The sequence below is a fragment of the Beijerinckia sp. L45 genome, assembly GCF_009765775.1.
Lineage (GTDB): Bacteria > Pseudomonadota > Alphaproteobacteria > Rhizobiales > Beijerinckiaceae > RH-AL1.
The window spans coordinates 29,757-51,266 of sequence record NZ_LMUU01000216.1; the positions used below are offsets into that span (position 1 = coordinate 29,757).

Consider the following 21,510-nt stretch of genomic DNA (forward strand, 5'->3'; position numbering starts at 1 on the left):
CGCCGACTGCGGGCGAGCGGACTATGCGCCAGACGTTAGGGGGCAAACAAGCGGCAGCAGCACCCTCTTTAGAACGTCCCAGTTGCGGCCGGAGGCCCGGCGTCGCGACGCCGGTTCGCTCAGCGGCATTCCTTCTGGGCGCGATCGAGCGCCTTCTTGAACCCCTCGAGGCCGTAAGTATCGGTGACCAGCGACCCCTTGAGCGGGGGCGCCTTGACGATAAGCACGCCGCCCTTCTTGAGCGTGTCGACGAAGCGGACGTCATCGGCCGGGTTCTTCATGAAGTATGCGTTCGAGACCGCAACGAGGTCGAAGTCGATCTTGCCGGCGCGGGCCTTCGCGGCGCTTCCCTCCTTGATCGGGAAGCCCATGATGATCGACACCTCGTTGTGGACCTTTTCGGCCGGCCGATCGGCGATGAAGACATAGGCCTGATCGCGCTTGCCGTCGGGGCTGCGCTGTTTCGGCTTGGCCAGGGCATAGCAGGTCTTGGCCTTGCCGGCGGCCAGGCTCGCGGTCCAATCGCCATAGGCTTCGAGGAGCTTGCCCCCCGCCTTGTCCTCCTTGGCTGCCGGCTTTTCCGCAGGCGCGGGCTTTTCATGTTTCTTGGCCATCGCGACCGTGGGCACGAGGCCGGCCGCGACGCAGGCGAGGATCAAGCCGACAGGGTAAAGACGTTTCATAACGGCGGTAAACTCCGACTCAAGCCGCAACAGGTATTCGAAAACCTTGATAAACTGTCCCGATAAAGCCGTCCTCGACCATTTCGGTCGAATATCGAGCCTCGATCGGCGCCAGCCACGGCGCGAGCCGCTGCATCAGGCAGGCTTGATCCTAGCCATTCGATCCAGGCGAATTCGGGACGGGAGGTTCGGGGCCCGCGAAAGCGGCGCCGCTCAGAGCCCGGCGGTCTTGGCCGCCGACAGGATTACGGCGGGCTTCGCCGGATCGCCGGCCTGAAGCAGGACGACATAGCCCTCGCCGTCGGCTTTCAGCTCCAGCATGTCGAAATGCGCGGGATGCCCGTCCCAATCGCCGATCTTATTCATCGCGCGAACGACATTGGTGTAGGTGACGCTGCGGCCGGAGTTTTCCCCGCGCCCGATCTCCACGGTGCGCGAGGCCATGACGCGCAACACGTAGACGCCGGCGCCTGTCGTCTGCCCCGCACCGACGTCGACGCGAAGATAACCGTCGCTTTCCTTGATCGTCATCGGCACGCTCATGGCGCCGCCGACACCGGGCAGCGTGCCCATGTCACGCTGGATCGCCGCCTTGTCGCTGCCGATATCAGCCTTGACGCCGTCGATGACGGCTTGCGGCGTGTAGACGCGGCCGTCCTTCGTAGATCGCGCATAGGCCTGCTGACGCGCCGTAAACAGCGGCGAGGCGAAAATGTCTTTCCAGCCGATGTAATCCCAGTAATCGACGGGAAACGACAGAGCCACGGTCTCGGGATTACGCGCCAAAACGGCAAGCAGACGGTCGGCCGGCGGACAGGACGAACAGCCCTGGCTGGTGAACAGCTCGATCACGTGCGTCATCTCGGCCGCACGCCCCGCGGCATAGGATGGCACGAGCAGCGCCGCCGCGACCATCGCGTGATACGCCGTTCTCAACGGGTGGCTGATCATCATCCTCAGGCTCCGAGGCCTCTTCGCGTCATCTGCTCGTTCAGTAAGAGACTCGTCCTATAGGCGATTCCAGTCACATAGCGGTGAAAGCCATCACGTTCCCGCGCAAGAGACGGTTGGGTTGCAGCGCTCAATCGAAGAAGCGTTTTCGGATCAACACGGTAGAGCCGCTGAGCAGAATTTCGGCGAAATCGCGCGCATCGGCGGGTTTTCGCCTTCGTAGCTCTGAAATCCCGTCGTCTTAGCCCACAGTCGCCTTGCAACGGTTCAGCTTGCTCGTCTAACTAGCCCGAGTTCTCGGAGCCCACGCCATGTTCGCCATTACGCCTCGTCTTCGATCGCTTGCCGCGGTCGCTCTCCTTGCGGTTGGCCTGTCCGGCTGCGGCTACAACACGATCCCGACGCTCGACGAAGAGGCCAAGGGCAAGTGGGCCGAGGTGCAGAACCAGTATCAGCGCCGCGCCGACCTGATCCCTAACCTCGTCTCGACCGTGCAGGGCTTCGCCAAGCAGGAGAAGGACGTGCTCACCGCCGTCATTGAAGCGCGGTCCAAGGCGACCTCGATCAACATCGACGCCTCGCAGATCACCGACCCGGAAAAGATCAAGCAGTTCCAGGCGGCGCAGTCGCAGCTGACCGGTGCGCTCGGCAAGCTGCTCGCGGTGACCGAAAACTATCCCGACCTGAAGTCGAACCAGAACTTCCTGGCGCTGCAGTCGCAGCTCGAGGGGACGGAAAACCGCATCGCGGTCGCGCGCCGCGATTATATCAATGCCTCGCAAGCCTATAACATCGAGCTGCGCACCTTCCCGGGCTCGCTTTGGGCGTCACTCTTCTACAAGGACGCCAAGCCGATTGCGCCGTTCACCGCGACGGCCGAAAACGCCGACAAGCCGCCGGCCGTGAAGTTCTAGAGCAGCAAGCCGAAAGGTCGGGCGCGATGCGGCTTCAGCTGACCATCCTGCGCAACTTGGCAGTGCGCTTGGCGCTCTGCGCCGGGCTTGTCGCTCTGGCGGCAGCGCCCGGCCGTGCGGAAATCGCGCCGGAGAAGCTGCCGCTGCTGACGGGCCGCGTCGTCGACGACGCGCATGTTCTGAAGCCAGAGGACCAGCAAGCCCTGTCGGCAAAGCTGAAGGATCTCGAAGACCAGTCCGGCATCCAGTTCGTCGTGGCGACGGTTGCGTCGCTGCAGGGCGAGGAGATCGAACCCTACGCCAACGCGCTGTTTCGCAAGTGGAAGCTCGGCCAGAAGGACAAGAACAACGGCGTCCTGTTCCTCATCGCGCCGACCGAGCACAAGTTGCGATTCGAGGTCGGGTACGGTCTCGAAGGCACGCTGACCGACGCGACGACCAAGCTGATCCTCCACAATGCCGTCGGCCCAAAACTCAAGGCCAATGATTTTGCTGGCGGAATCAATGCCGGCGTCAACGAGGCCATCGCGGTCCTGACAACGGACAAGGCGAGCTGGCAGAAACGCCCTGCCCTGCAGACGGCACCGGCGGACCAGCCGCTCAGCACGACGGCGGTCGTGCTGATCCTGATCGGCGGCCTGATCTTTCTGATCGTGCTCTATCGCTTCCGCGGCTCCATAAACTGGACCTCGCTGGCAGCCGGAACGATCATAGGCAACGCGGGCGGTGGTGGCGGGTCGTCGCCAGGCGGCGGCTCCAGCGACAATTTCTCCGGCGGTGGCGGCGACTCGGGCGGGGGCGGATCTTCGGACAGCTACTGAAGGTAGAGCCATTCCTCGACGGTAACGCCTAACTTTCTGATTGACCGCGGAAAGTCTGAGAAACGGCATGAGCCATCGTAAAGATCGAGCCGAGTCGGTCGATCGAGAGCGAGCCGCTACCGCCGCAGCGCCGTCAGCACCGACACGCTCGCCCGCCCATCCGGCTTCAGCCCGGCCTTGCCCTGAAAATCGGCGATCGCCTCGCGCGTCTTGTCGCCGATCACCCCATCGATCTTGCCCTGCAGGTCGTAGCCGCGCTGCACCAGGCGGGTCTGGACCTCGCGGCGATCGGCCCGCGACAGGCCGGGGTCGTCCGTCGGCCATGGGGTTTTCAAGCCGGGCTGCCCGCGCAGTCGATCCGACAGCAGCGAGATCGCCAGCGCGTAACTTTCCGCGGCATTGTAGCCGTAGATCGCATCGAAGTTGCGGGTGACGAGGAAGGCCGGCCCCTCGGGTCCGGCCGGCAGCAGCAGCCCGGCGGCGCCCTCGCCGAGCGGGCGCCCGTCGACCCGCCGGATGCCGCGCCCGGCCCAGGCCGTCATCGGCTGTTTTTTGGTGCGCCCGGACGGACCGTTGTAGCCTTCCGGCAGCTTGACCTCGAACCCCCAGGTCCCGCCGGTCTGCCAGCCGGCCTTCTTCAGATAATTGGCGGTCGAGGCCAGGGCGTCCGGCACCGAATTGATGAGGTCACGCCTACCATCGCCGTCGCCATCGACGGCGATGCGCAGGAAGGTTGAGGGCATGAACTGGGTGTGGCCGAAGGCCCCCGCCCAGGAGCCCTTGAACTGGGCCGGATCGATATCGCCAGCCTGCAGGATCTTGAGAGCCGCGACGAATTCGGTGCGGAAATAGGCCTGACGGCGGCCGTCGCAGGACAGCGTCGCCAGCGACTGGACGATCGGGCGATTGCCGAAAGCCTGGCCGAAATTCGACTCGACGCCCCAGACCGCGGCCACCGTCGCGGGGTCGACGCCGAAGCGGCTCTGCGCGGAGGCAAACGCCTGTCCCCATTTACGCATATTGGCCTGCCCATCGGCGACGCGCTCGTCGTCGACGAGGCCGGCGAGATAGTCCCAGATCGGCGTCTTGAACTCCGGCTGCGACGTCGAGAAGGTGATGACCTCGGGGTTCGGCTGCAGCCCTTGGGTCGCCTGATCGAACGTCTGCGTCGACACGCCGCCCGCCGCCGCGGTGACGCGGAGCCCGGCGAGGCAGGTCTGGAAATCGGCGCGCGCCGAATGAGCAGCGAAGAAGGCAATCAGGACGGCCCCGAGACCAAGCCATTTGCTCCCCCTCCCCCTTGCGGGAAGGGGAAGGGGTGGGGGTCGACGTGTTCCTTGGGCCACGAGGCGTCCCAAAAACGAAACCCTTGGACCAGTGAAACAGACGGATAAACCGCCACCCCTAACCCCTCCCCGCGAGGGGGAAGGGGGAGCGCCCGCGGCCGTCATGCTCAAACCCTTGCTCATCTCCGCATACCCTCAATTCAGTCGCCGCAGATGGCGGAACACGATGATGCGCGACACGAAGCCGGTGATGACCGCGATGGCTGCCGCAATGACGAGGATCGCCGCGTAGCCCTTGAGATGCAGGCTGAAGGTGCCAAACAACGCCTCGATCTGTTCGCCGCCGGGCGTTGCCCGCCACCAACCAATGACGTGGCCCGTGACAAAGAAGAACAGGATGGCGAGGCCACCCCCGATCGCCCCGCCGCGCAGGCCAAGGCGGAAGAAATGGCGCTGGAACTGGCCGGAAATAAAGCTGTCGGCGGCCCCGACGAAATGCAGGATCTCGATGATCTCGCGGTTGCCCGCCATCGCGCCAAGCGTGGCGAAAGCGACGGCCAACATCATCGCCGTCAAAACCAGCACGAACACCACCAGCCCGATCGCCACCGTCGCGTGGGCCATGCTGGCGAGCCGCGCCATCCACATGCGGTGATCGTCGAGGCTGACGCCCGGCACCTGCGCCTCGAGCGTTTTGCGCAGGGCACCGAGATCGAGCGATGACGCCGGATCGAGTTTTACCACGATCAGCCGCGGCACCGGCAGGTCGCCCAGATCGAGGCCGCTGCCGAGCCATGGCTGCAGCAGCTTTTCCGACTCGGTCTTGGAATAGGGCTCGACGGCGAGAATGCCGCTCGCCTTGCGCGCGATCACGGCGGCGGCGTTGGTCTCGGCTTCGAGATCGTGGCCCGGCGTCGGGCGAACCTGGATCGTCATCTCGTGGGAGACGTCGTCCTGCCAGTCGTGCGAGGCATCGGCGATGAGGATCGCCACGCCCGCGGTCAGCGCAGCAAGGAAGGTCATGATGGCCACCACCGTGACCAGCGCCCGCCCGGCGATCGAGGCGGCCGGCACCAGCGGCATGTCGCGCCGCAAGGCGCGACCGGCCGGCTCGCTCTTGGCGCTCGATGCGCCGCCCTTGGCGCCGCGTGCATCGCCCGTCACGACGACCATAAAACCCCTTCAGTCATAGATGTGCAGCCGGCTGTCGCCGAGCACGAGACGCCGCGCGCCGTCGAACTGGTCCATCAGCGCGAGGTCGTGCGTGGCGATGACCACGGATGTACCCGATTTATGCAGCTCCATGAAGAGCCGCAGCAGACGCCGCGCCAGCGTTGGATCGACGTTGCCGGTCGGCTCGTCGGCGAGCAGCAGCTCCGGGCGCACGATCAAGGCGCGAGCGATCGCCGCCCTCTGCTTCTCGCCGCCGGAGAGCACGGCGGGTAGCACATGCATGCGCTCGCCGAGGCCGACCCAGCCGAGCAGCTCGACCACCTCGGCGCGATAGGTCGCCTCCTCGCGGCCCTGCACCCGCAGCGGCAGCCCGACGTTTTCATAGGTGGTGAGGTGATCGAGCAGGCGGAAATCCTGAAACACCACGCCGATGCGGCGGCGCAGGCTGGTGATCGCGTCCTTGTCGAGGGTCGCGGCATCGCGACCGAACAGGCTGATCATGCCGCGCGTCGGCTTTAACGAGAACAGGATCAGCTTCAGCAGCGTCGTCTTGCCGGCGCCCGACGGACCGGTCAAAAACTGGAACGACTGCGGGGCGATGCGAAAATTGAGGTCCTTGAGGATTTCGTTGCCCATGCCGTAGCGCAGGCCGACATTCTCGAACGTGATCACGCTACCACCCGCTGCCGATCATCCGGCGACTCAGACCTTAGAGCGCTTTCCCCGCGATGGGAATCGCACGGGCTTCCGGCAGGCATGCTTAACGCCCCTTTAAACATAAATGCGCAGGGTGGGATCGACCACCGCGATCCTGCGCCGCCAGACCGACCGAGTTTCATGCAGATCGACTGCCCGACCTGTGCCCGATCCTATCACGTGGCCCTGCACGCGCTCGGCACCAGCGGACGCACGGTCGTATGCCCGGCTTGCGCCACGCGCTGGCATGTCGCGGCGCCGGATGACGATCGTCATCCCATCGCGGCGTCGTCGCGCGGCGTCATTCGGGCGCAGACTGACGATCGGCTCTCGCGCCTTGCGATCGCGAGACCGACCGCAAACCGTCGCAAGTCGGGCGCCCTGCGGCCCGTCGCCGTGAGCCTGGCTCTGGCTTGTCTGTCGATGCTGGTCATCGGCAAGCGAACCGCCATCGTGATGGCCGCGCCGCGCACCGCGGCCCTCTATGCGGCGGTCGGCCTGCCGGTCAACATTCGCGGTCTCGAAATCGGCGGCCTCAAGACCACGCGGCTGGACGATCCGACGCAACGCGTGGAGATTTCCGGTGACATCCGCAATCTTGTCGACGCGCGCACGCCGGTGCCACGCCTCACCTTCGATATTCGCGACATTCACGGCGCGACCCTCGCCACCTGGACGGACAACGCGCCGAAGCGGATGCTCGCCGACAACGAGAGCGTGGCCTTCACCACCCAGTCGCCGGTCCTGCCAGACGGCACCAAGGACGTCGTCGCCCGGTTCGACGCCAATGCGGACCACGACACGCTGTTGATCCACAAGGCCCGCTGAGATCCCGGACGCCGGTTGAACTCGGTCTTCCCATATCGCACAAGGGGCGCTTGATCCGCCGCCGGGCGGGGAAGGACCATCATGGCGAGCGACAAGACCGAGAGCAGCGAGAAGCCCACGTTTTTCGGCCGTCTGTTCGGCCGCAAGGACCGGCCGGGCGACACGCCGGAGGTCGCTGCCGAGGCCCCGTCTGTCGCGCCTCTGGAGCCGCCGAGCGCTCAGCCTGAGGCCGAGCCGGACCTGCCGACGGAAGCGTCGGTCAGCGATGCCGTGCTCGACGCGCTGGCGGCAGGCTCCGGCGGCGAATTTAACCTCGAGCCTCCGGACATCGCACCCGCCGGGCCACTGGCGCCCGCAGAAGCCGCGAACGAAAAACGCTCGTGGTGGACACGCCTCAAGGAGGGCCTGACCCGCTCGTCCTCGGCGCTCGGCACCGGCATCACCGACATCTTCACCAAGCGCAAGCTCGACGACGCGATGCTCGACGAACTCGAAGAGGTGCTGATCCGCTCCGATCTCGGCGTCGCCACGGCGACCCGCATCTCGCAGGCCGTCGGCAAGGGGCGTTACGATCGCCAGGTCTCGCCCGATGACGTCAAGACGATTTTGGCCACCGAGGTCGAGCGGGTACTGAGCCCGCTCGCCGTGCCGATCGCCATCGAGGCGGGCAAAAAACCCTTCGTGATCCTCGTGGTCGGGGTCAACGGCTCCGGCAAGACCACCACCATCGGCAAGTTGGCGGCCAAGTTCACCGGCGAGGGCAAGCGGGTGACGCTCGCCGCCGGCGACACGTTCCGCGCTGCCGCCATCGCCCAGTTGCGCATCTGGGGCGAGCGCTTCGGCTGCACCGTCATCGCCCGAGACCAGGGGTCGGACGCGGCAAGCCTCGCCTATGAGGCGATCGTCGAGGCGCGCACCGGCGACGCCGACATCCTGCTGATGGACACCGCCGGCCGTCTGCAGAACCGCACCGAACTGATGGCGGAGCTGGAAAAAATCATCCGCGTGATGAAGAAGGTCGATGCCAGTGCACCGCATGCCGTGCTGCTCGTGCTCGATGCCACCGTCGGCCAGAACGCGATGAACCAGGTCGAGATTTTTGGAAAGGTGGCCGGCGTCACAGGCCTGGTGATGACCAAGCTCGACGGCACGGCGCGCGGCGGCATTCTGGTCGCCATCGCGGACAAATTCAAACTGCCGATCCACTTCATCGGCGTCGGCGAGACCGCCGAGGATCTCGAGCCGTTTTCCGCGCGGGATTTTGCCGAGGCGATCGCCGGGGTCGAGCGGGCGGATGCCGCGTAGCACTTGAGCATCGGCCCTTTAAGTGGACTTACGGAAGCGATGATAAGCCGCCGCTTTCGTTTCAAGGACTTAGAGCATCGGGTCGCACACAAAAGTCTGCAACTTTTGCGTCCGATGCTCTGAGCCGAGCGCCGCCCCCGCGGTGCCCGGAAAATTTAACATTCTTATGCCCAAGCTTCTCCGCTAAAGACGGTCATGTACGCGGGGACCGTGGAGAGATGCGTGTGTCGGGACGCGAGCATTCGTTCGAGCTGCAGACGCCTGTGCTCCAGCCTGATTGCGTCCGGCCTCTGGAAGCCGACCGCAATTTCGCGGCCCTGATCGCCGATCAGGCTCGCATCATCCAGGAGCAGACAGCCTATATCGCGCGCTACAAGAAGATGTACGACCGATCGTCGGCCCTGGCGAAGATCGGGGTCTGGGAATGCGACCTCGCCACCGAGGCCCTGACCTGGACCGACGGCGTCTACGACATTTTCGAGCTTCCGCGGGGCTTGCACATTTCCCGGGCCCTGACGCTCGATCTCTATCACGAAGCGTCCAGAATCGCGATGAGCGCGCTGCGCCAGAAGGCGATCGAGGCGTGCGGGTCGTTCCAGCTCGATATCCGCATTCGCACCGCGAAGGGCAGCGACCGTTGGGTCCGGCTCAGCGCCGACATCGAATGCGAAGACGGCCGGGCCGTCCGTATCTTCGGTTTGAAACAGGACATCACGCAGGAAAAGGAAGCCACCGACCGCATGCGCGTCCTGGCCGAATCCGACTCGTTGACGGGGCTCGCCAACCGCAGCCTGTTCGAAGTCAAACTCGACCGGTCGTTGAATGCACAGCATCCATCTTCGCTGGCTGCGCTCGTCCTGGTCGATCTCGACGGTTTCAAACAGATCAACGATACCTATGGGCATGCCGCCGGCGACGAATGTTTGAGGCAGGTCAGCGCCCGGATCGCGCGCGCCTGCGGCCGCGACGACGTTGTGGCGCGCATCGGTGGTGACGAATTCGCGATCCTCGTCTCGGGCGCTCGGAACCGGGCGCGGGTCGAGGCCCGCGTCGCCCTTGTTCTCGCCGCCATCCGGCCGCCGATCCTCTGGCAGGCCCAGACATTCGTGATCGGCGCATCGTTCGGGATCGCGATCCCGAACGCGGTTCCCGGGACAAAAGCGTCAACGCTTTTCAACGAAGCGGATGTCGCGCTCTACGCCGCCAAGCATGGCGGCGGCCATAGCTTTCGGATCTTCGATACGGATATGGCTGCCGACGCCAGGGTGCGGCGCTCAGCCTTGACGCCAGCGATCGGCTAGACGCCAAACCGGCGAATTCCGCTTGTCCCCTCACCCCGGCCGCCCGTATCACAGGGCATGACCACGCCGTTCCGCAGCATCGTCGCCTGGGTCGCCTGGCCCGGCATTCTGGCCGCCTGCATCGTCGCGACGCAGGCGAGCTTCGCGCTGGGCCAGCCGATCGCCGGTTTCTACGTGACCTACCTCGCCTTCGCCGTCGGCCTCCTGCTGCTCGAGCGCTGGATGCCGCACGAGCAGGCTTGGACACAGAGCGACGGGCAACTCGGCGCGGACCTCACGCACACGCTGGTCAGCAACGGCGCGATCCAGGGTCTTCTGATGTTCAGCGGCATGATCGGCCTCTCCGCCGCCGGCACCGCGCTCGGCGAACCGAACTTTGGCCTCTGGCCCCGCCATTGGCCGCTGGCGCTGCAGATCGTGCTCGGCCTGATCGTCTCGGAATTCGCGATGTACTGGGCGCATCGCATCGCCCACGAGTGGACGCCGCTCTGGCATTTTCACGCCGTCCATCACAGCGTGGAAAAGCTCTGGATCGTCAATTCCGGACGCTTCCATTTCGTCGACGCGGTGAAGAGCGTGCTGCCCGGCATCGCCCTCCTCCTGGCGTTGGGCGCGCCTATGGACGTGCTGACCTGGCTCTCGGCACTTGGCGCCTTCATCGGCACTCTCACTCACTGCAACGTGGCGATGCGCTTCGGCGTGCTCTCGGCGGTCTTCAACACGCCGGAACTGCACCGCTGGCACCACAGCATGGACCTGCGCGAAGGCAACAAGAACTACGGCGAGAACATCATGCTATGGGACTGGGTCTTTGGGACCTGGTTCAATGCGAACCGCCGCCCGCCGGCGACGATCGGCATCCCGGAGGCTATGCCGGTGCGGTTCCGGGATCAGATCGTATGGCCGTTCCGGCGGGCTTTTCGGGAGGCCCATGGCATGAGTGCGACGGTGGTCGAGACGGCACCCGACCTGCGCGGTCCCCGTCTTTGCGAGCGCAGCGAAGCAATCTAGGAGCCGCAGAAGGCGCTCTCGAAGGAGCAGCGGCCCTGGATTGCTTCGCTGCGCTCGCAATGACGAAGCGGCCTCAACACGCCGAAACGTTCACCGCCAGCCCGCCCTGGGACGTCTCCTTATACTTGTCGTGCATGTCGGCGCCGGTCTGGCGCATCGTCTCGATGACCTGATCCAGGCTGACGTGATGCTGGCCGTCACCGCGCAACGCCAGCGACGCCGCGACGATCGCCTTGTTGGCGCCGAAGGCGTTGCGCTCGATACAGGGGATCTGGACCAACCCGCCGATCGGGTCGCAGGTCATGCCGAGGTGATGTTCCATCGCGATCTCCGCGGCATTCTCGATCTGCTCGGTGTCGCCGCCGAGCGCTGCCGTCAGCCCGGCCGCTGCCATCGAGGCGGCCGAACCGACTTCGCCCTGGCAGCCGACTTCGGCACCCGAAATCGAAGCGCGGCGCTTGATCAGCCCGCCGATCGCGGCGGCGCTGAGCAAAAACACCCGGCCGCGCTCGTCGGACCAGCCGGGACAAAAGTCCTTGAGATAGCGCAGCACGGCGGGGATGATGCCGGCGGCGCCGTTGGTCGGCGCGGTAACGACACGGCCGCCGGACGCGTTCTCCTCGTTGACCGCGATGGCGAACAGGCTGACCCATTCGATCGTGTCGGTGGGCGGGCGGCTGTTGCGCATCTGGTCGGCTTTCAGCGACTCGTAGAGCCGCTTGGCCCGCCGGCGCACTTTCAGTGCGCCGGGCAGCAGGCCGTCCTGGGTCAGGCCCCGCTCGATGCAGGCGAACATCGTGTCGCGGATGACGTCGAGGCTCGCCTCGATGTCATCCTTGGTGCGCCAGGCCAGTTCGTTGCCCATCTGCACTTCGGCGACGGTCAGGCCGCGGGCATTGCAGAGGGTGAGAAGTTCGTCGGCGCTGTCGTAGGCCAAAGGCGCAACGGGCTGCGCGAGTGCCAGCGCTTCGTCGGCCTCGACGACGAAGCCGCCGCCGACGGAATAATAGACACGCTCGTCGAGCACCGTGCCATCCGCCGCAAAGGCGCGAAAGCGCATCGCATTGGTGTGCAGCGGCATCACTTCGTCAAAATTGAAGATCAGATCGGCTTCGGGATCGAAGCGCACGCGCCGCGTCCCGGCGGTGATCGCGCGGACAACCCGCAAGCCGGCGACCAGCCCTGCCACGGCGTCGGGATCGATCGTCGCCGGCACTTCGCCGAGCAGGCCGAGGCTGATCGCGTCGTCCGTGCCGTGCCCACGGCCCGTCCAGGCCAGCGAGCCGAACAGCTCGCCGGTCACGCGGGCCGGAGTCGGTTCGAGCGTCATGAGGCGATCGCGAAACCGTCGCGCCGCGATCATCGGGCCCACGGTATGGGAACTGGAAGGGCCGATGCCGATCTTGAAGAGATCGAAGACGCTGATCATGCTGGGACCTGGGTATCAATGGCTGAAAATGGCCATTCGAGCGTTGCACCGCAACACGTGCGTCCTATGCGCAAAAAGCCTTGCCGGCGCCATACCCATCTGAAACAGAAAGCCCATGACCGAGACCATCGCCCCGACGCCAAACACCCTTCCCGCGCGCTCCATCGCGCCCTGGCTCAAGTTCACCCTCGAACTCGGGCCACTGCTCCTGTTCTTCTTCGCCAATTCGCGGCCAAAACTGTTCGCGCCGCTGGTGCACCCGTTCCTGCCGGCGAAACTGCTCGAGGGCGAAAGCGCGGGCCTGTTCACCGCCACCGCGGTCCTGATGGTGGCGGTCCTGGTGGCGCTGATCGTCAGCTATGCGATCACCCGGCGCCTGCCGATCATGCCGCTGGTGACCGCCATTCTGGTCGTGATCTTCGGCGGCCTGACCTTCTATTTCCAGGATCCGAGCTTCATCAAGATGAAGCCGACGATTCTCTACGCCTGCTTCGGCCTCGCCCTTCTCGGCGGCCTGGTGTTCAACAAGCCGCTGCTGCCGGTGGTGCTGGACAATACGATGAGCCTGACCGAGACCGGCTGGCGCATCCTGACGCTGCGCTGGGGCGTGTGTTTTCTGTTCCTCGCGGTGCTCAACGAGGTGATCTGGCGGACGATGTCGACGGATCACTGGGTGCTGTTCAAATTTCCCGGCACGATGATCCTGATCTTCATCTTCACCTTCTCGCAGGTGCCGCTGATCATGAAGCACGAGCTGCGCGGCGACGCCGCAGCAAAAGCCCCGGAGCATTTGTAGGGCTTCGCCAAGCGTTTGCATTGTAACGGCCGACAAAGCCCCCCTACAAAATGACTTCGAGCCCTTTGCGGCGGATGACGTTGAGAAGGACCAGAATCGCGCCTGTCGGTCGTCTAAGGCCGCGTTCGAGTTGCAAGATGTCGTCGGCAGTAAGATTGAGATAGCCGGCAAAGGCAGCCTGGCTGAGATGATCGCGCTCCCGTAGGGAGCGGATCTCGTCGCCTGACAGCGGACTGACGCGGAAGTCCCCCCCTCGTCAGTCAGTCGCGATGCCATATCGGCATGGGCTGCCTCATCAAGCAGACCGGTATCTCTCAAATCATCTGCGGTTTCGAGCAGCGCATCGGTCAGTCGACTGCGGCCGCTATCCTCAGGTCGCATCACGAGACCTCCTCAGGTCCGATCTCATGCAAAGTTCGAAGCTCGATTGCATGCCGAATGTCGCGTTCCGACGCATCGAGCCAGAGTTTACCAAGATCCCGCAGGCCATTCAATTCGCGCACTGTGATGTTGTCTCGTTCGTTCTTCGCGAAACCGAACAGAAAAACGGACCTGTCCCCGGAACGATACGCGACCAGGACGCGATAGCCGCCCGACTTGCCGGCGCCGGTCCGCGCAACGCGCTGCTTGAAGATCTCGCCACCCCGGTCGGCGTCGACAGCACCCCGGCCAATCGAGGCGATTGCCTCCACCAAGGCCCGGTCCGCGATCTGCTCCTGCCGGGCGAAGCGGTTGAACCACTTCGTCTTGAAAAGACGCACTGAAACGCCTCATGCGCGCGAGTCTTCGCACGATAGTCCAGAAGCGCGATCGTCTCAGCCCTTCGCTTTCTCGATGGCCGGCATCAATTGATCCCGCACGATCTCCTCGCTCAGCGGCCCGACGATCTTGGCGGTGATTGTCCCAGCGCCGTTCACCACATAGGTTTCCGGCACGCCGTAGACGCCGAAGTCGATGCCGGTGCGACCGCTCGTGTCGGCACCGATCGCTTTGTAAGGATTGCCGTCCTGGCCGAGGAAGCGGCGGGTGTTTTCCGCCTCGTCCTTGTAGGCGATGCCGACGAGGTTGACGCCCGCGCCTTGGAGCAGCAGCAGCGTCGCATGCTCCTGGTGGCAGGGCACGCACCACGAGGCGAAGACGTTGACCACAGTCACCTTGCCGGCCTTCAGCTCCGCGCTGGCGAGTCCCGGCACCGCCAGGCCAGGCACCGGGCCGAGCGCGAAGGTCGGCACCGGCTTGTCGATCAGCGCCGAGGGGATGCGCGATGCGTCGCCGGCGAAGAGACGCAGGAGAAATAAGGCCGCAAGCCCGAGAAACAGGACCAGCGGCAGGAACACGAACAATGACCGGCGCCGACGCCCCTCGACGGCCGGAACACCCTCGAAATCGCTCATCCGCGATCGCTCTCGCGGGCGCCGAACCGTTTCAGGCTTTTCTTCAGCGCGCGATGATCGGCCAGGATCGTCACGATCATCGTGACGATGACCACCGCGGCGACGACATAGGCGGCGACGATGAAGCTGGTATGGGGATCGTGTTCCATCTCAGTTCCGCGCCAGAGCGTCGGCGAAGCCGCCGGTCGTCGCGATCGGCGTTTCCGCGGCGCTGGCCTCAAGGATCGACAGCCGGCGCAGGCGGCGGCGTAAAATCTCGTTGCGCACAGCCATCAAATGCAGGGTCAGGAACAAGGTGGTGAAAGCAACGGCCATGATCAGCAGCGGCCACAGCAACGGCCGCGAGATCGCCGGGCCGCCCATGCGGAACACCGACGCCGCCTGATGCAGCGTGTTCCACCATTGCACGGAGAAATGGATGATCGGGATGTTGACCACGCCGACGAGCGTGAGGATCGCCGCGGCGCGCGCCGCACGGCCCTGGTCCTCAAAGGTCTGCCACACCGCGACGAGGCCGAGATAGAGCAGGAACAGCACCAAGACCGAGGTCAGCCGGGCGTCCCACACCCACCACGTTCCCCACATCGGCTTGCCCCAGAGCGAGCCGGTCGCGAGGCAGATGAAGGTGAAACCGGCGCCAAGCGGCGCGGCGGCCTTTTGGGCGGCATCGGCGACCGGATGACGCCAGACCAAAGTCCCCAGCGCCGAGGCCGTCATCACGATGTAGACGAACATCGACAGCCAGGCGGCCGGCACATGCAGGTACATGATCTTGACGGTCTCGCCCTGCTGGTAGTCGGCCGGCGCCAGGACCGCGAGGTACAGGCCGACCGCCAGCAGCCCCGCCGTGACGACGGCGAGCGGCGGAATGAGAAAGCCTGCGAGACGCAGGAAATTGGCGGGATTGGCGTAACGCAGCATGGAATGATTTTAGGGCGCGCGGCAGGGTATGGCAAATAGGCCTTGTGGCGGGACTTAGAGGAAGTCGTCGTCGCCGAAATCGAGAAACCCGCTGAGGACACGAACCACGTCAATTGTCCCTCCGTCGTCGTATCGATAGAACACGATGTACGAACCGGTCGGAAAACTTCTCACTCCGGCGCCAAGTTCGGGACGCGCTCGGCCTGCGAGCGCGTGGTCCGCAAGCATCGCGAAGACCTTATCGATCCGGTCCAATAGCCGGTCGGCGGCATCCGCATCATTGACCGCTACGAACCTCCAGATTTCGAGGAGGTCGTTCTGTGCGCTTGTTCTTACTTTCAGCTTGAGCGTCACGCCGACCCCTTATTCGGCACCGCCCAAACGCCGTCTCGCTTCGGCCTTGATCGCCGCCATATCGAAGGGCTCAGACGGACCACTCGCCAGCCCCTCTTCGATCAACGCTCGCAACGCCGCCAGCTTGGCGCCCCTGGCTTGCTCTCGCGCTTCCATGAGGCGCAAACTATCTCGAACCACCTCGCTCGCAGAGGCATAGCGTCCCGTCTCGACGAGGTTCTGGACGAAACCGTCGAAGTGATCGCCGAGCACATAGTTCGATGACATGTCGCTCTCTTCATTCCGGCTAATGGCGGGCAGCCTCGACGCTTTTTACCGCATCCTCCGGCAACAACAACCGCGCCGCTACCAGCGCATCGGCCGCCGCCTTGACCTTGGCCGCGTAGTCCGCGGACGAGGCATACAGCGCCGCCAGCGAAGGCCGGGCATCGCCGGCCGCCTTCTCCGCGTCGGTCTTCGCCAGCGCGATCATGCTGCCGTCGCGGTCGCAGAGTTCGCCGGTCGGGAATGGCGCGCCGTAAAAATTCCAGCCGGTACGGGTGGCGCGCGGCGCCTCGATCTCGGGCAGGCGGATACCGGGAACATCGTCACCGACCGCATCGACCTTCGGCACCAGCGGGCGATACTGCGGGCCGGCTTCGACCACCGGATCGACATACGTGGCGAAGCGGGCGACGGCGTTGACCTTGTGCGCCACCTCGAAACCGGGGATGGCCGGAAAGCCGGTCGACTCCGGCGGCACCAGGGTGCCATCGGCGAGACGCGGCACCCGGCTCGGCGGTGGCGCCTCGCCTTTCACCACCCAATCCTCGAGATCGACAAGCAGCGCGCGCAGCGCCGGCGCCGGGCTGAGCGTGTTGCGCGGATTGGCGCAAGGACCCTTGGCATCGGTGAGGCCGGGCCGGCCGTAGTGGAAGCCGGAGGAAATCAGATAGGCGCGCACCGTCGGCGGCAGCTCGATATCTTTTGTCCCCAGCGTGTCGGTCGTGAGCAGCGAGGCGCCCTTCTGCCAATATTCCGTCTCGGTGTTGGTCTCGATCAGCAGGGGATCGAAGCCGTCGTGGCGTAGCAGCGAACCGGTCTGCCCCGTCACCGGGTCATGCAGGGTTGCCGACGAGAAGGGGAAGGCATCCTCAGGGTAGAGATGGTCCTCGTGCTGCGTGTTGGTACGCGAGGGCTGGGCGAAGCGCGCGTTCAAAAACACGCCGCCGATCCCGGAGATATGCCCGAGCATGCCGTCGAAGACTTTTTTGCCGTCCTCGTCCTGGTTGAACCCCTGGTGGATCATGTCGCGCAAAAAGCGGCCGCTCTGCGAGATGCCGATTGCGACCGTGTGCTCTATGGCGCCAGCGAGCAGCGCCTTGCCGGCCAAGCCGTCGCCGCGCAGCGACGCCACGATGTCGCGGGTCGCGGCGAAGCCGATGCCCTGCACCTTTGGGCCGATCGCCTCGTAGGTCAGTTCGTAGAGCGCGCCGGGCGACGGCTTGGTGCCGAGCGGCAGCAACGCGATATGGCGATCGTCGCTATAGATCCAACTTGCATCGGGCACCGCCTCGGCGGGGTCCGTCTCATGGCGACGGACCGTCAGATGCGCCTTGTCCTTGTCCGGCGTCGCGACGTGGAATGCCAGGACGAACGGCGCCTCCATGGGCCCGCGCGTCCCGCTGACCAGTTCGTCACGCACGGTGGCGGTAATCGCGGGGCCATTGGCCTTGCCGTTCTGCGTCGCGATCGGCACGTCGATCGCCATGCCGCCGACCTGGCGCAGCGCCTCCGCCTCCCATCCCGTCCACACGATGGTGTCGCCCCGCTTCAGCAGCAGCGCGTCCCCGGCGTCGGCCAGGCTTTTTGGGTCGTTGACCGCCTGCGCCGCCTGGGCTGGCGCATCGAGAACCCAGTTGAACAGAAATTTACGCCCGCGGTTCAGCACCTCGTAGACGAGGGTGTGGCTGCCCTTGGCCGGATCCTTGGGCCGCAGCATGAAGAAATCGGTGGTGTAGGCGACCATGCCCTTGGCGTTACGCGGCGCCAGGGCGATGTCGGCGATGCCGGCATTACGCGGGTCGGCGGGGTCGAGTTCGCCATGGACTTTGCCGATGACCCGCTCGTAGGCGCCGGCCTCGCCGAAGCTGGCACCGGCAGCAAACGGCTCCGGCGGTGCGAGATCGAGGCTGGTGATCCGTGCCGACGCCGGCTGCAGCCCAAGCATCAGAGTCGTCAGGGTAGCAGCCGTTAGCGAACGCAAGACCATGGGGCACCTCATTGAAGCGAGGGAGCTACAGCGTGGTTCGAAGCCCGGCGTCAAGCCCTGCCTTTGTCAGCGGTATCAACGCGTCTCGATCGACCGTGGCAAATGCGGCGCCGCCTGACGCACACGCGTGATTGATCGAAAGCGACGACTCGGGCGCTTGAACGCGGGCCGTCTGTCGCGCCATGGTCCGCAGGCAATTCCTCCCGCGAAAGAGCACCGATGCCCTTCAAACATCCGACCTTCGCTTGCCTGGCCCTCGGCCTCGCTGTCGCCACTGCCGCGATCCCCGCCTTGGCGCAGGACGCGGGCCCCAAGCGCCTGCGCGGTACGATCGAAAGCGTCGACGGCGCAACATTGAAAATCAAGCCCGCCGCCGGCGACGCCGTCACCTTGCATCTCGCCGATGGCTTTAAGGTCGTGGCGGCTGCAAAAGGTTCGCTCGCCGACGTGAAGACCGGCTCTTATGTCGGCATCGCCAACCAGGTGAGTGCCGACGGTAAGCAGGATGCCGTCGAGGTCCACATTTTCCCCGAGGCGATGCGCGGCACCGGCGACGGCCAGCGCCCGTGGGATCTCGGCAAGTCCAGCAAGATGACCAATGGCGCGGTCGGCTCGAAAGTGGCCGGCGTCGACGGCCAGAACCTCGAGATCACTTACAAGGGCGGCACGAGCACGATCCAGGTCAAGCCGACAACGCAGATCATGCTGTTCGGCCCCGGCACGGCAAGCGACCTGATCGCCGGCGCCCACGTCTTCGTCCGTGAGGCGAAGCCCGCCGCCGATGGCGTCCTGCAGGCCGGCTACATTGTCGTCGGCAAGGATGGCCTTGCGCCTGCGATGTAAGGTCCTTCTCATTCATCGCTCGCGGCGCCGTTGTCGCGAGCGACGACAATGTCACCGCCGGCCGCAAGCACAGCTGCACGACAAACGGTTCTTCGGCGAAAGCCAACACAGAGAAACAATCATACTTCGCAAGCGACCAGCTACCTATCTTTAGACCTAAACTAATGCTAAACTGCAACTCTGTCTCGAGCCTGTAAAGCGGAGATACTGATGTGGAAATTTCTGCAAACACTGACACAAGACGTGATTTCTACGAAATCCGCAAAGATTGCAATTTTAGCTTTTGTAATATCAACACTCTGTTTTTCTGTAATTCTTATTGTGTTTGGGTACAGCTATTCAAAGGATTACGGAATTCAAGCCGCAGAGATACCTCTTTGGCTTAGAACAACACTTTCTTTTGGCTTTCTATTGTTTTTTGTACTATTGTGGTTTATTTTGTATATTCAGATCAGCCGTGAAGCTGATGATCTATATTCTGATATTAGGATGAACCTTAAGGGGAACTGGGCCGTAAAATACCAGGCGTCGAATGGCGTTCAAGCAGATCCATTTCTTCCCCCTCTTAGGGTAGACTGCGACATTCACATCAATCCAGAAAATAAGAAGCTTGAGATGGAGTTTAACGTTTCAGACAACCCCATTTATGCGCCAGGAAAACAGATTATCAATTCAGTGGCTCTATCTCACGATTCCGGAAGTCGATATTCTCTTTTTTACTACTACAATGAAAAGCGAAAAATTAACGGACAACTTTGGAGATACCTTATAGAGGATGATGATTTCTCAAAGGTAGAAGGTATAGAAATCGAGTTTTTTGGTATTCTTTACTTCGAACGCAGCCTGACCGAGAAACGTGTCATGCTTATGGAAGGCGAATGGTTCGATCTTAATGGCAAAGTGACGCAACTGTTTTCTCTTGTCGATTTAGTGAGGAAGAACGAAAATCAGCTGGCACAGAAGTTGTCTGCAGCTTACATTAACAATTCAAACTTTGCAGCGAAGATGGGTAAAATTCAATATGAAAGGCTCGGCTGAGCCTACTCGTTCATCGCCCGCAGCGCCGCCGCCGCGGCAAACGGGGCGCCGGCGATCGCGGCAAGGCTGAGCGCGCAAAGCACCAGGAACGGCGTCAGAAACGGGACCGGGTTGCCCTGCCCGGCATTGGCCGCCGCGACCCCAAAGATCAGCACGGGGACGCAGAGCGGCAGGATCAGGATCGCCATCAACAAGCCGCCTTTGCGCAGGCCGACGGTGAGCGCCGCGCCGATTGCGCCCAGCATCGTGAGAGCCGGCGTGCCGGCGGCGAGCGAGGCCGTGGTCTGCCACAGCGCCTGAGGGCTCATCCCCAGCATCAGCCCGAACAACGGTGTCGCGATCACCAGCGGCAGCCCGGTCAGCAGCCAGTGCGCCAGGCATTTGACCAGGACGATGGCCTCGCCCGGCGTCCGGCTCATCAGCAGCAGATCGAGCGAGCCGTCGTCGCGGTCGGACTGGAACAGACGGTCGAGGCCGAGCAGCGTCGCAAGCAGTCCGGCGATCCACAGGATGGCCGGGCCGATGCGCGACAGCACGTTGAGATCGGGCCCGATGGCGAAGGGCATCAGCGCGATCAGGATAAAGAAGAAAACCACCCCCATCGACGCGCCGCCGCCGAGGCGACGGCCGACGCGAAGGTCGCGCCGGAACAGCGCACCGAGGGCGTTCATGCGAGGCCGCCGAGATCGATGCTGCGGCAAGGCAGCCCCAGCGGCGCATGCGAGGCGGCGACGATCGCGCCGCCCTTCGCGACATGCGCCGCCATGATCGCGGTCAACGTCTGCTGCGCGCCGACATCGAGGGCGATGAGCGGCTCGTCGAGCAACCAGATCGGCCGCGGGGTCAGCAACAGGCGGGCCAGCGCGACGCGGCGTTTCTGCCCGGCTGAGAGGTAGGCGGCCGGGAGATCCAGCAGCCGCGCGATGCCGAAGGCGGTGAGAGCATCGCGCGGCGAGAGATCCTCCCTTGCGAAGCGGGAGAGGGGGACCGCCGGAGGCGGTGGAGGGGGCAAGTCTGCAGCAACCTCGGGCGGCGCCCCCTCCACCACGCTGCGCGTGGTCCCGCTCCCCCGCTCTGCGGGAGAGGATGGTCCCAGCATCGCGGCCCAGAAGGTCAGGTTTTCGCCGACCGTCAACGACGGCTTCAGCGCGTCTTCATAGCCAAGATAATGCACCGTCTCGACGCCGCGCACCTCGTCGCTTGCGTCCGCAAAAACGATGCGGCCGCTTTGCATTGGGAGCAGACCGGCGAGTGTCCGCAGCAAGGTGGATTTCCCTGCACCGTTGCGGCCTGTGACCAGCAGAACCTCACCCGTTCCAAGCGAAAATGTGAGGTCGGACAGCACGATGCGCCCGCCGCGTTCGACGGTCAGCGCATCAACGGCAAGGAGGGCGGAATCGATCAACGGCCTGGGCGTCTATCTTGCATTGCGGCAAAGGGGAGCGCATCGCTAGCGCGTCCAGTTTAGATTACCTATAAGCACGACATTCATTACGCGCTACGCCAGGAACGAAA

At 64.2% G+C, this 21,510-nt stretch carries 24 protein-coding genes; 9 read left to right on the plus strand and 15 right to left on the minus strand.

Features of this window, described 5'->3' with window-relative positions:
- Window positions 1–119: 119 nt before the first annotated feature.
- Together GSQ79_RS22935 and GSQ79_RS22940 are read right to left on the minus strand one after the other, a co-directional pair.
- Window positions 120–683 (minus strand): hypothetical protein, encoded by a 564-nt coding sequence (locus GSQ79_RS22935; protein ID WP_158811101.1) that lies wholly within the window; start codon window positions 681–683, stop codon window positions 120–122.
- Between the two features lie 213 nt (window positions 684–896).
- Complete coding sequence (locus GSQ79_RS22940; protein WP_158811102.1) at window positions 897–1,637, minus strand: thioredoxin family protein; 741 nt, start codon at window positions 1,635–1,637, stop codon at window positions 897–899.
- Between the two features lie 308 nt (window positions 1,638–1,945).
- Between GSQ79_RS22940 and GSQ79_RS22945 the strand changes: the two genes are divergently transcribed.
- Window positions 1,946–2,548, plus strand: a complete 603-nt coding sequence (locus GSQ79_RS22945; protein ID WP_158811103.1) for a LemA family protein — start codon at window positions 1,946–1,948, stop codon at window positions 2,546–2,548.
- A gap of 26 nt (window positions 2,549–2,574) precedes the next feature.
- Entirely contained in the window at window positions 2,575–3,369 is a 795-nt protein-coding gene (locus GSQ79_RS22950; protein WP_158811104.1) for a YgcG family protein, read from the plus strand.
- Between the two features lie 116 nt (window positions 3,370–3,485).
- Here the strand turns inward: GSQ79_RS22950 and GSQ79_RS22955 are convergent, their stop codons facing one another.
- From GSQ79_RS22955 to ftsE, 3 genes are all read right to left on the minus strand, one after another.
- Window positions 3,486–4,631, minus strand: coding sequence for a lytic murein transglycosylase (locus GSQ79_RS22955; RefSeq protein ID WP_246725527.1), 1,146 nt, complete (start codon window positions 4,629–4,631; stop codon window positions 3,486–3,488).
- 219 nt (window positions 4,632–4,850) lie between these two features.
- Complete coding sequence (locus GSQ79_RS22960; protein WP_158811105.1) at window positions 4,851–5,828, minus strand: ABC transporter permease; 978 nt, start codon at window positions 5,826–5,828, stop codon at window positions 4,851–4,853.
- Window positions 5,829–5,837: 9 nt separating this feature from the next.
- The gene (gene ftsE, locus GSQ79_RS22965; protein ID WP_158811106.1) at window positions 5,838–6,500 is read right to left on the minus strand and encodes a cell division ATP-binding protein FtsE; all 663 of its coding nucleotides are present in this window, start codon (window positions 6,498–6,500) and stop codon (window positions 5,838–5,840) included.
- A gap of 165 nt (window positions 6,501–6,665) precedes the next feature.
- On the opposite strand from ftsE, the gene GSQ79_RS22970 reads away from it, so the two are divergent.
- From GSQ79_RS22970 to GSQ79_RS22985, 4 genes are all read left to right on the plus strand, one after another.
- A complete protein-coding gene (locus GSQ79_RS22970) occupies window positions 6,666–7,352 on the plus strand; it encodes an MJ0042-type zinc finger domain-containing protein (RefSeq protein ID WP_158811107.1) in 687 nt (228 codons plus the stop codon).
- Window positions 7,353–7,433: 81 nt separating this feature from the next.
- Complete coding sequence (gene ftsY / locus GSQ79_RS22975; protein WP_158811108.1) at window positions 7,434–8,657, plus strand: signal recognition particle-docking protein FtsY; 1,224 nt, start codon at window positions 7,434–7,436, stop codon at window positions 8,655–8,657.
- Window positions 8,658–8,875: 218 nt separating this feature from the next.
- The gene (locus GSQ79_RS22980) at window positions 8,876–9,958 is read left to right on the plus strand and encodes a sensor domain-containing diguanylate cyclase (protein ID WP_158811109.1); all 1,083 of its coding nucleotides are present in this window, start codon (window positions 8,876–8,878) and stop codon (window positions 9,956–9,958) included.
- A gap of 57 nt (window positions 9,959–10,015) precedes the next feature.
- Window positions 10,016–10,969, plus strand: coding sequence for a sterol desaturase family protein (locus GSQ79_RS22985; protein WP_158811110.1), 954 nt, complete (start codon window positions 10,016–10,018; stop codon window positions 10,967–10,969).
- Window positions 10,970–11,042: 73 nt separating this feature from the next.
- Here the strand turns inward: GSQ79_RS22985 and GSQ79_RS22990 are convergent, their stop codons facing one another.
- Window positions 11,043–12,398 carry an L-serine ammonia-lyase gene (locus tag GSQ79_RS22990; RefSeq protein WP_158811111.1) on the minus strand — a complete coding sequence of 452 codons (1,356 nt, stop codon included), beginning with the start codon at window positions 12,396–12,398 and terminating at the stop codon, window positions 11,043–11,045.
- 115 nt (window positions 12,399–12,513) lie between these two features.
- Between GSQ79_RS22990 and GSQ79_RS22995 the strand changes: the two genes are divergently transcribed.
- On the plus strand, window positions 12,514–13,194 hold the full coding sequence (locus GSQ79_RS22995; RefSeq protein WP_158811112.1) for a septation protein A: 681 nt from the start codon (window positions 12,514–12,516) through the stop codon (window positions 13,192–13,194).
- 380 nt (window positions 13,195–13,574) lie between these two features.
- Here GSQ79_RS22995 and GSQ79_RS23005 read toward each other — a convergent pair whose 3' ends face one another.
- Genes GSQ79_RS23005 through GSQ79_RS23035 form a run of 7 tightly spaced genes read right to left on the minus strand, consistent with a single transcriptional unit; the run spans window position 13,575 to window position 18,114 of the window.
- Window positions 13,575–13,955 (minus strand): type II toxin-antitoxin system RelE/ParE family toxin, encoded by a 381-nt coding sequence (locus GSQ79_RS23005; RefSeq protein ID WP_158811113.1) that lies wholly within the window; start codon window positions 13,953–13,955, stop codon window positions 13,575–13,577.
- Window positions 13,956–14,009: 54 nt separating this feature from the next.
- Window positions 14,010–14,588, minus strand: a complete 579-nt coding sequence (locus GSQ79_RS23010; protein WP_158811114.1) for a DsbE family thiol:disulfide interchange protein — start codon at window positions 14,586–14,588, stop codon at window positions 14,010–14,012.
- The gene (ccmD, locus tag GSQ79_RS23015) at window positions 14,585–14,737 is read right to left on the minus strand and encodes a heme exporter protein CcmD (RefSeq protein WP_158811115.1); all 153 of its coding nucleotides are present in this window, start codon (window positions 14,735–14,737) and stop codon (window positions 14,585–14,587) included. The genes GSQ79_RS23010 and ccmD overlap by 4 nt, the downstream gene beginning before the upstream one ends.
- Before the next feature lies 1 nt (window position 14,738).
- A complete protein-coding gene (locus GSQ79_RS23020) occupies window positions 14,739–15,509 on the minus strand; it encodes a heme ABC transporter permease (RefSeq protein WP_158811116.1) in 771 nt (256 codons plus the stop codon).
- Between the two features lie 54 nt (window positions 15,510–15,563).
- The gene (locus tag GSQ79_RS23025) at window positions 15,564–15,863 is read right to left on the minus strand and encodes a type II toxin-antitoxin system RelE/ParE family toxin (RefSeq protein ID WP_246725520.1); all 300 of its coding nucleotides are present in this window, start codon (window positions 15,861–15,863) and stop codon (window positions 15,564–15,566) included.
- Between the two features lie 9 nt (window positions 15,864–15,872).
- Window positions 15,873–16,130 carry a type II toxin-antitoxin system ParD family antitoxin gene (locus tag GSQ79_RS23030; RefSeq protein ID WP_158811117.1) on the minus strand — a complete coding sequence of 86 codons (258 nt, stop codon included), beginning with the start codon at window positions 16,128–16,130 and terminating at the stop codon, window positions 15,873–15,875.
- Between the two features lie 19 nt (window positions 16,131–16,149).
- Window positions 16,150–18,114, minus strand: coding sequence for an alpha/beta hydrolase domain-containing protein (locus tag GSQ79_RS23035; RefSeq protein ID WP_158811118.1), 1,965 nt, complete (start codon window positions 18,112–18,114; stop codon window positions 16,150–16,152).
- Window positions 18,115–18,333: 219 nt separating this feature from the next.
- On the opposite strand from GSQ79_RS23035, the gene GSQ79_RS23040 reads away from it, so the two are divergent.
- Window positions 18,334–18,957, plus strand: a complete 624-nt coding sequence (locus GSQ79_RS23040; RefSeq protein ID WP_158811119.1) for a hypothetical protein — start codon at window positions 18,334–18,336, stop codon at window positions 18,955–18,957.
- Window positions 18,958–19,167: 210 nt separating this feature from the next.
- Window positions 19,168–19,995, plus strand: a complete 828-nt coding sequence (locus tag GSQ79_RS23045; RefSeq protein WP_158811120.1) for a hypothetical protein — start codon at window positions 19,168–19,170, stop codon at window positions 19,993–19,995.
- A 2-nt stretch (window positions 19,996–19,997) separates the two neighbouring features.
- Here the strand turns inward: GSQ79_RS23045 and ccmB are convergent, their stop codons facing one another.
- A complete protein-coding gene (gene ccmB, locus GSQ79_RS23050; RefSeq protein ID WP_158811121.1) occupies window positions 19,998–20,666 on the minus strand; it encodes a heme exporter protein CcmB in 669 nt (222 codons plus the stop codon).
- Window positions 20,663–21,400, minus strand: a complete 738-nt coding sequence (locus GSQ79_RS23055) for a heme ABC exporter ATP-binding protein CcmA (RefSeq protein ID WP_246725521.1) — start codon at window positions 21,398–21,400, stop codon at window positions 20,663–20,665. Before GSQ79_RS23055 ends, ccmB begins: the two co-directional genes overlap by 4 nt.
- Between the last annotated feature and the right edge of the window lie 110 nt (window positions 21,401–21,510).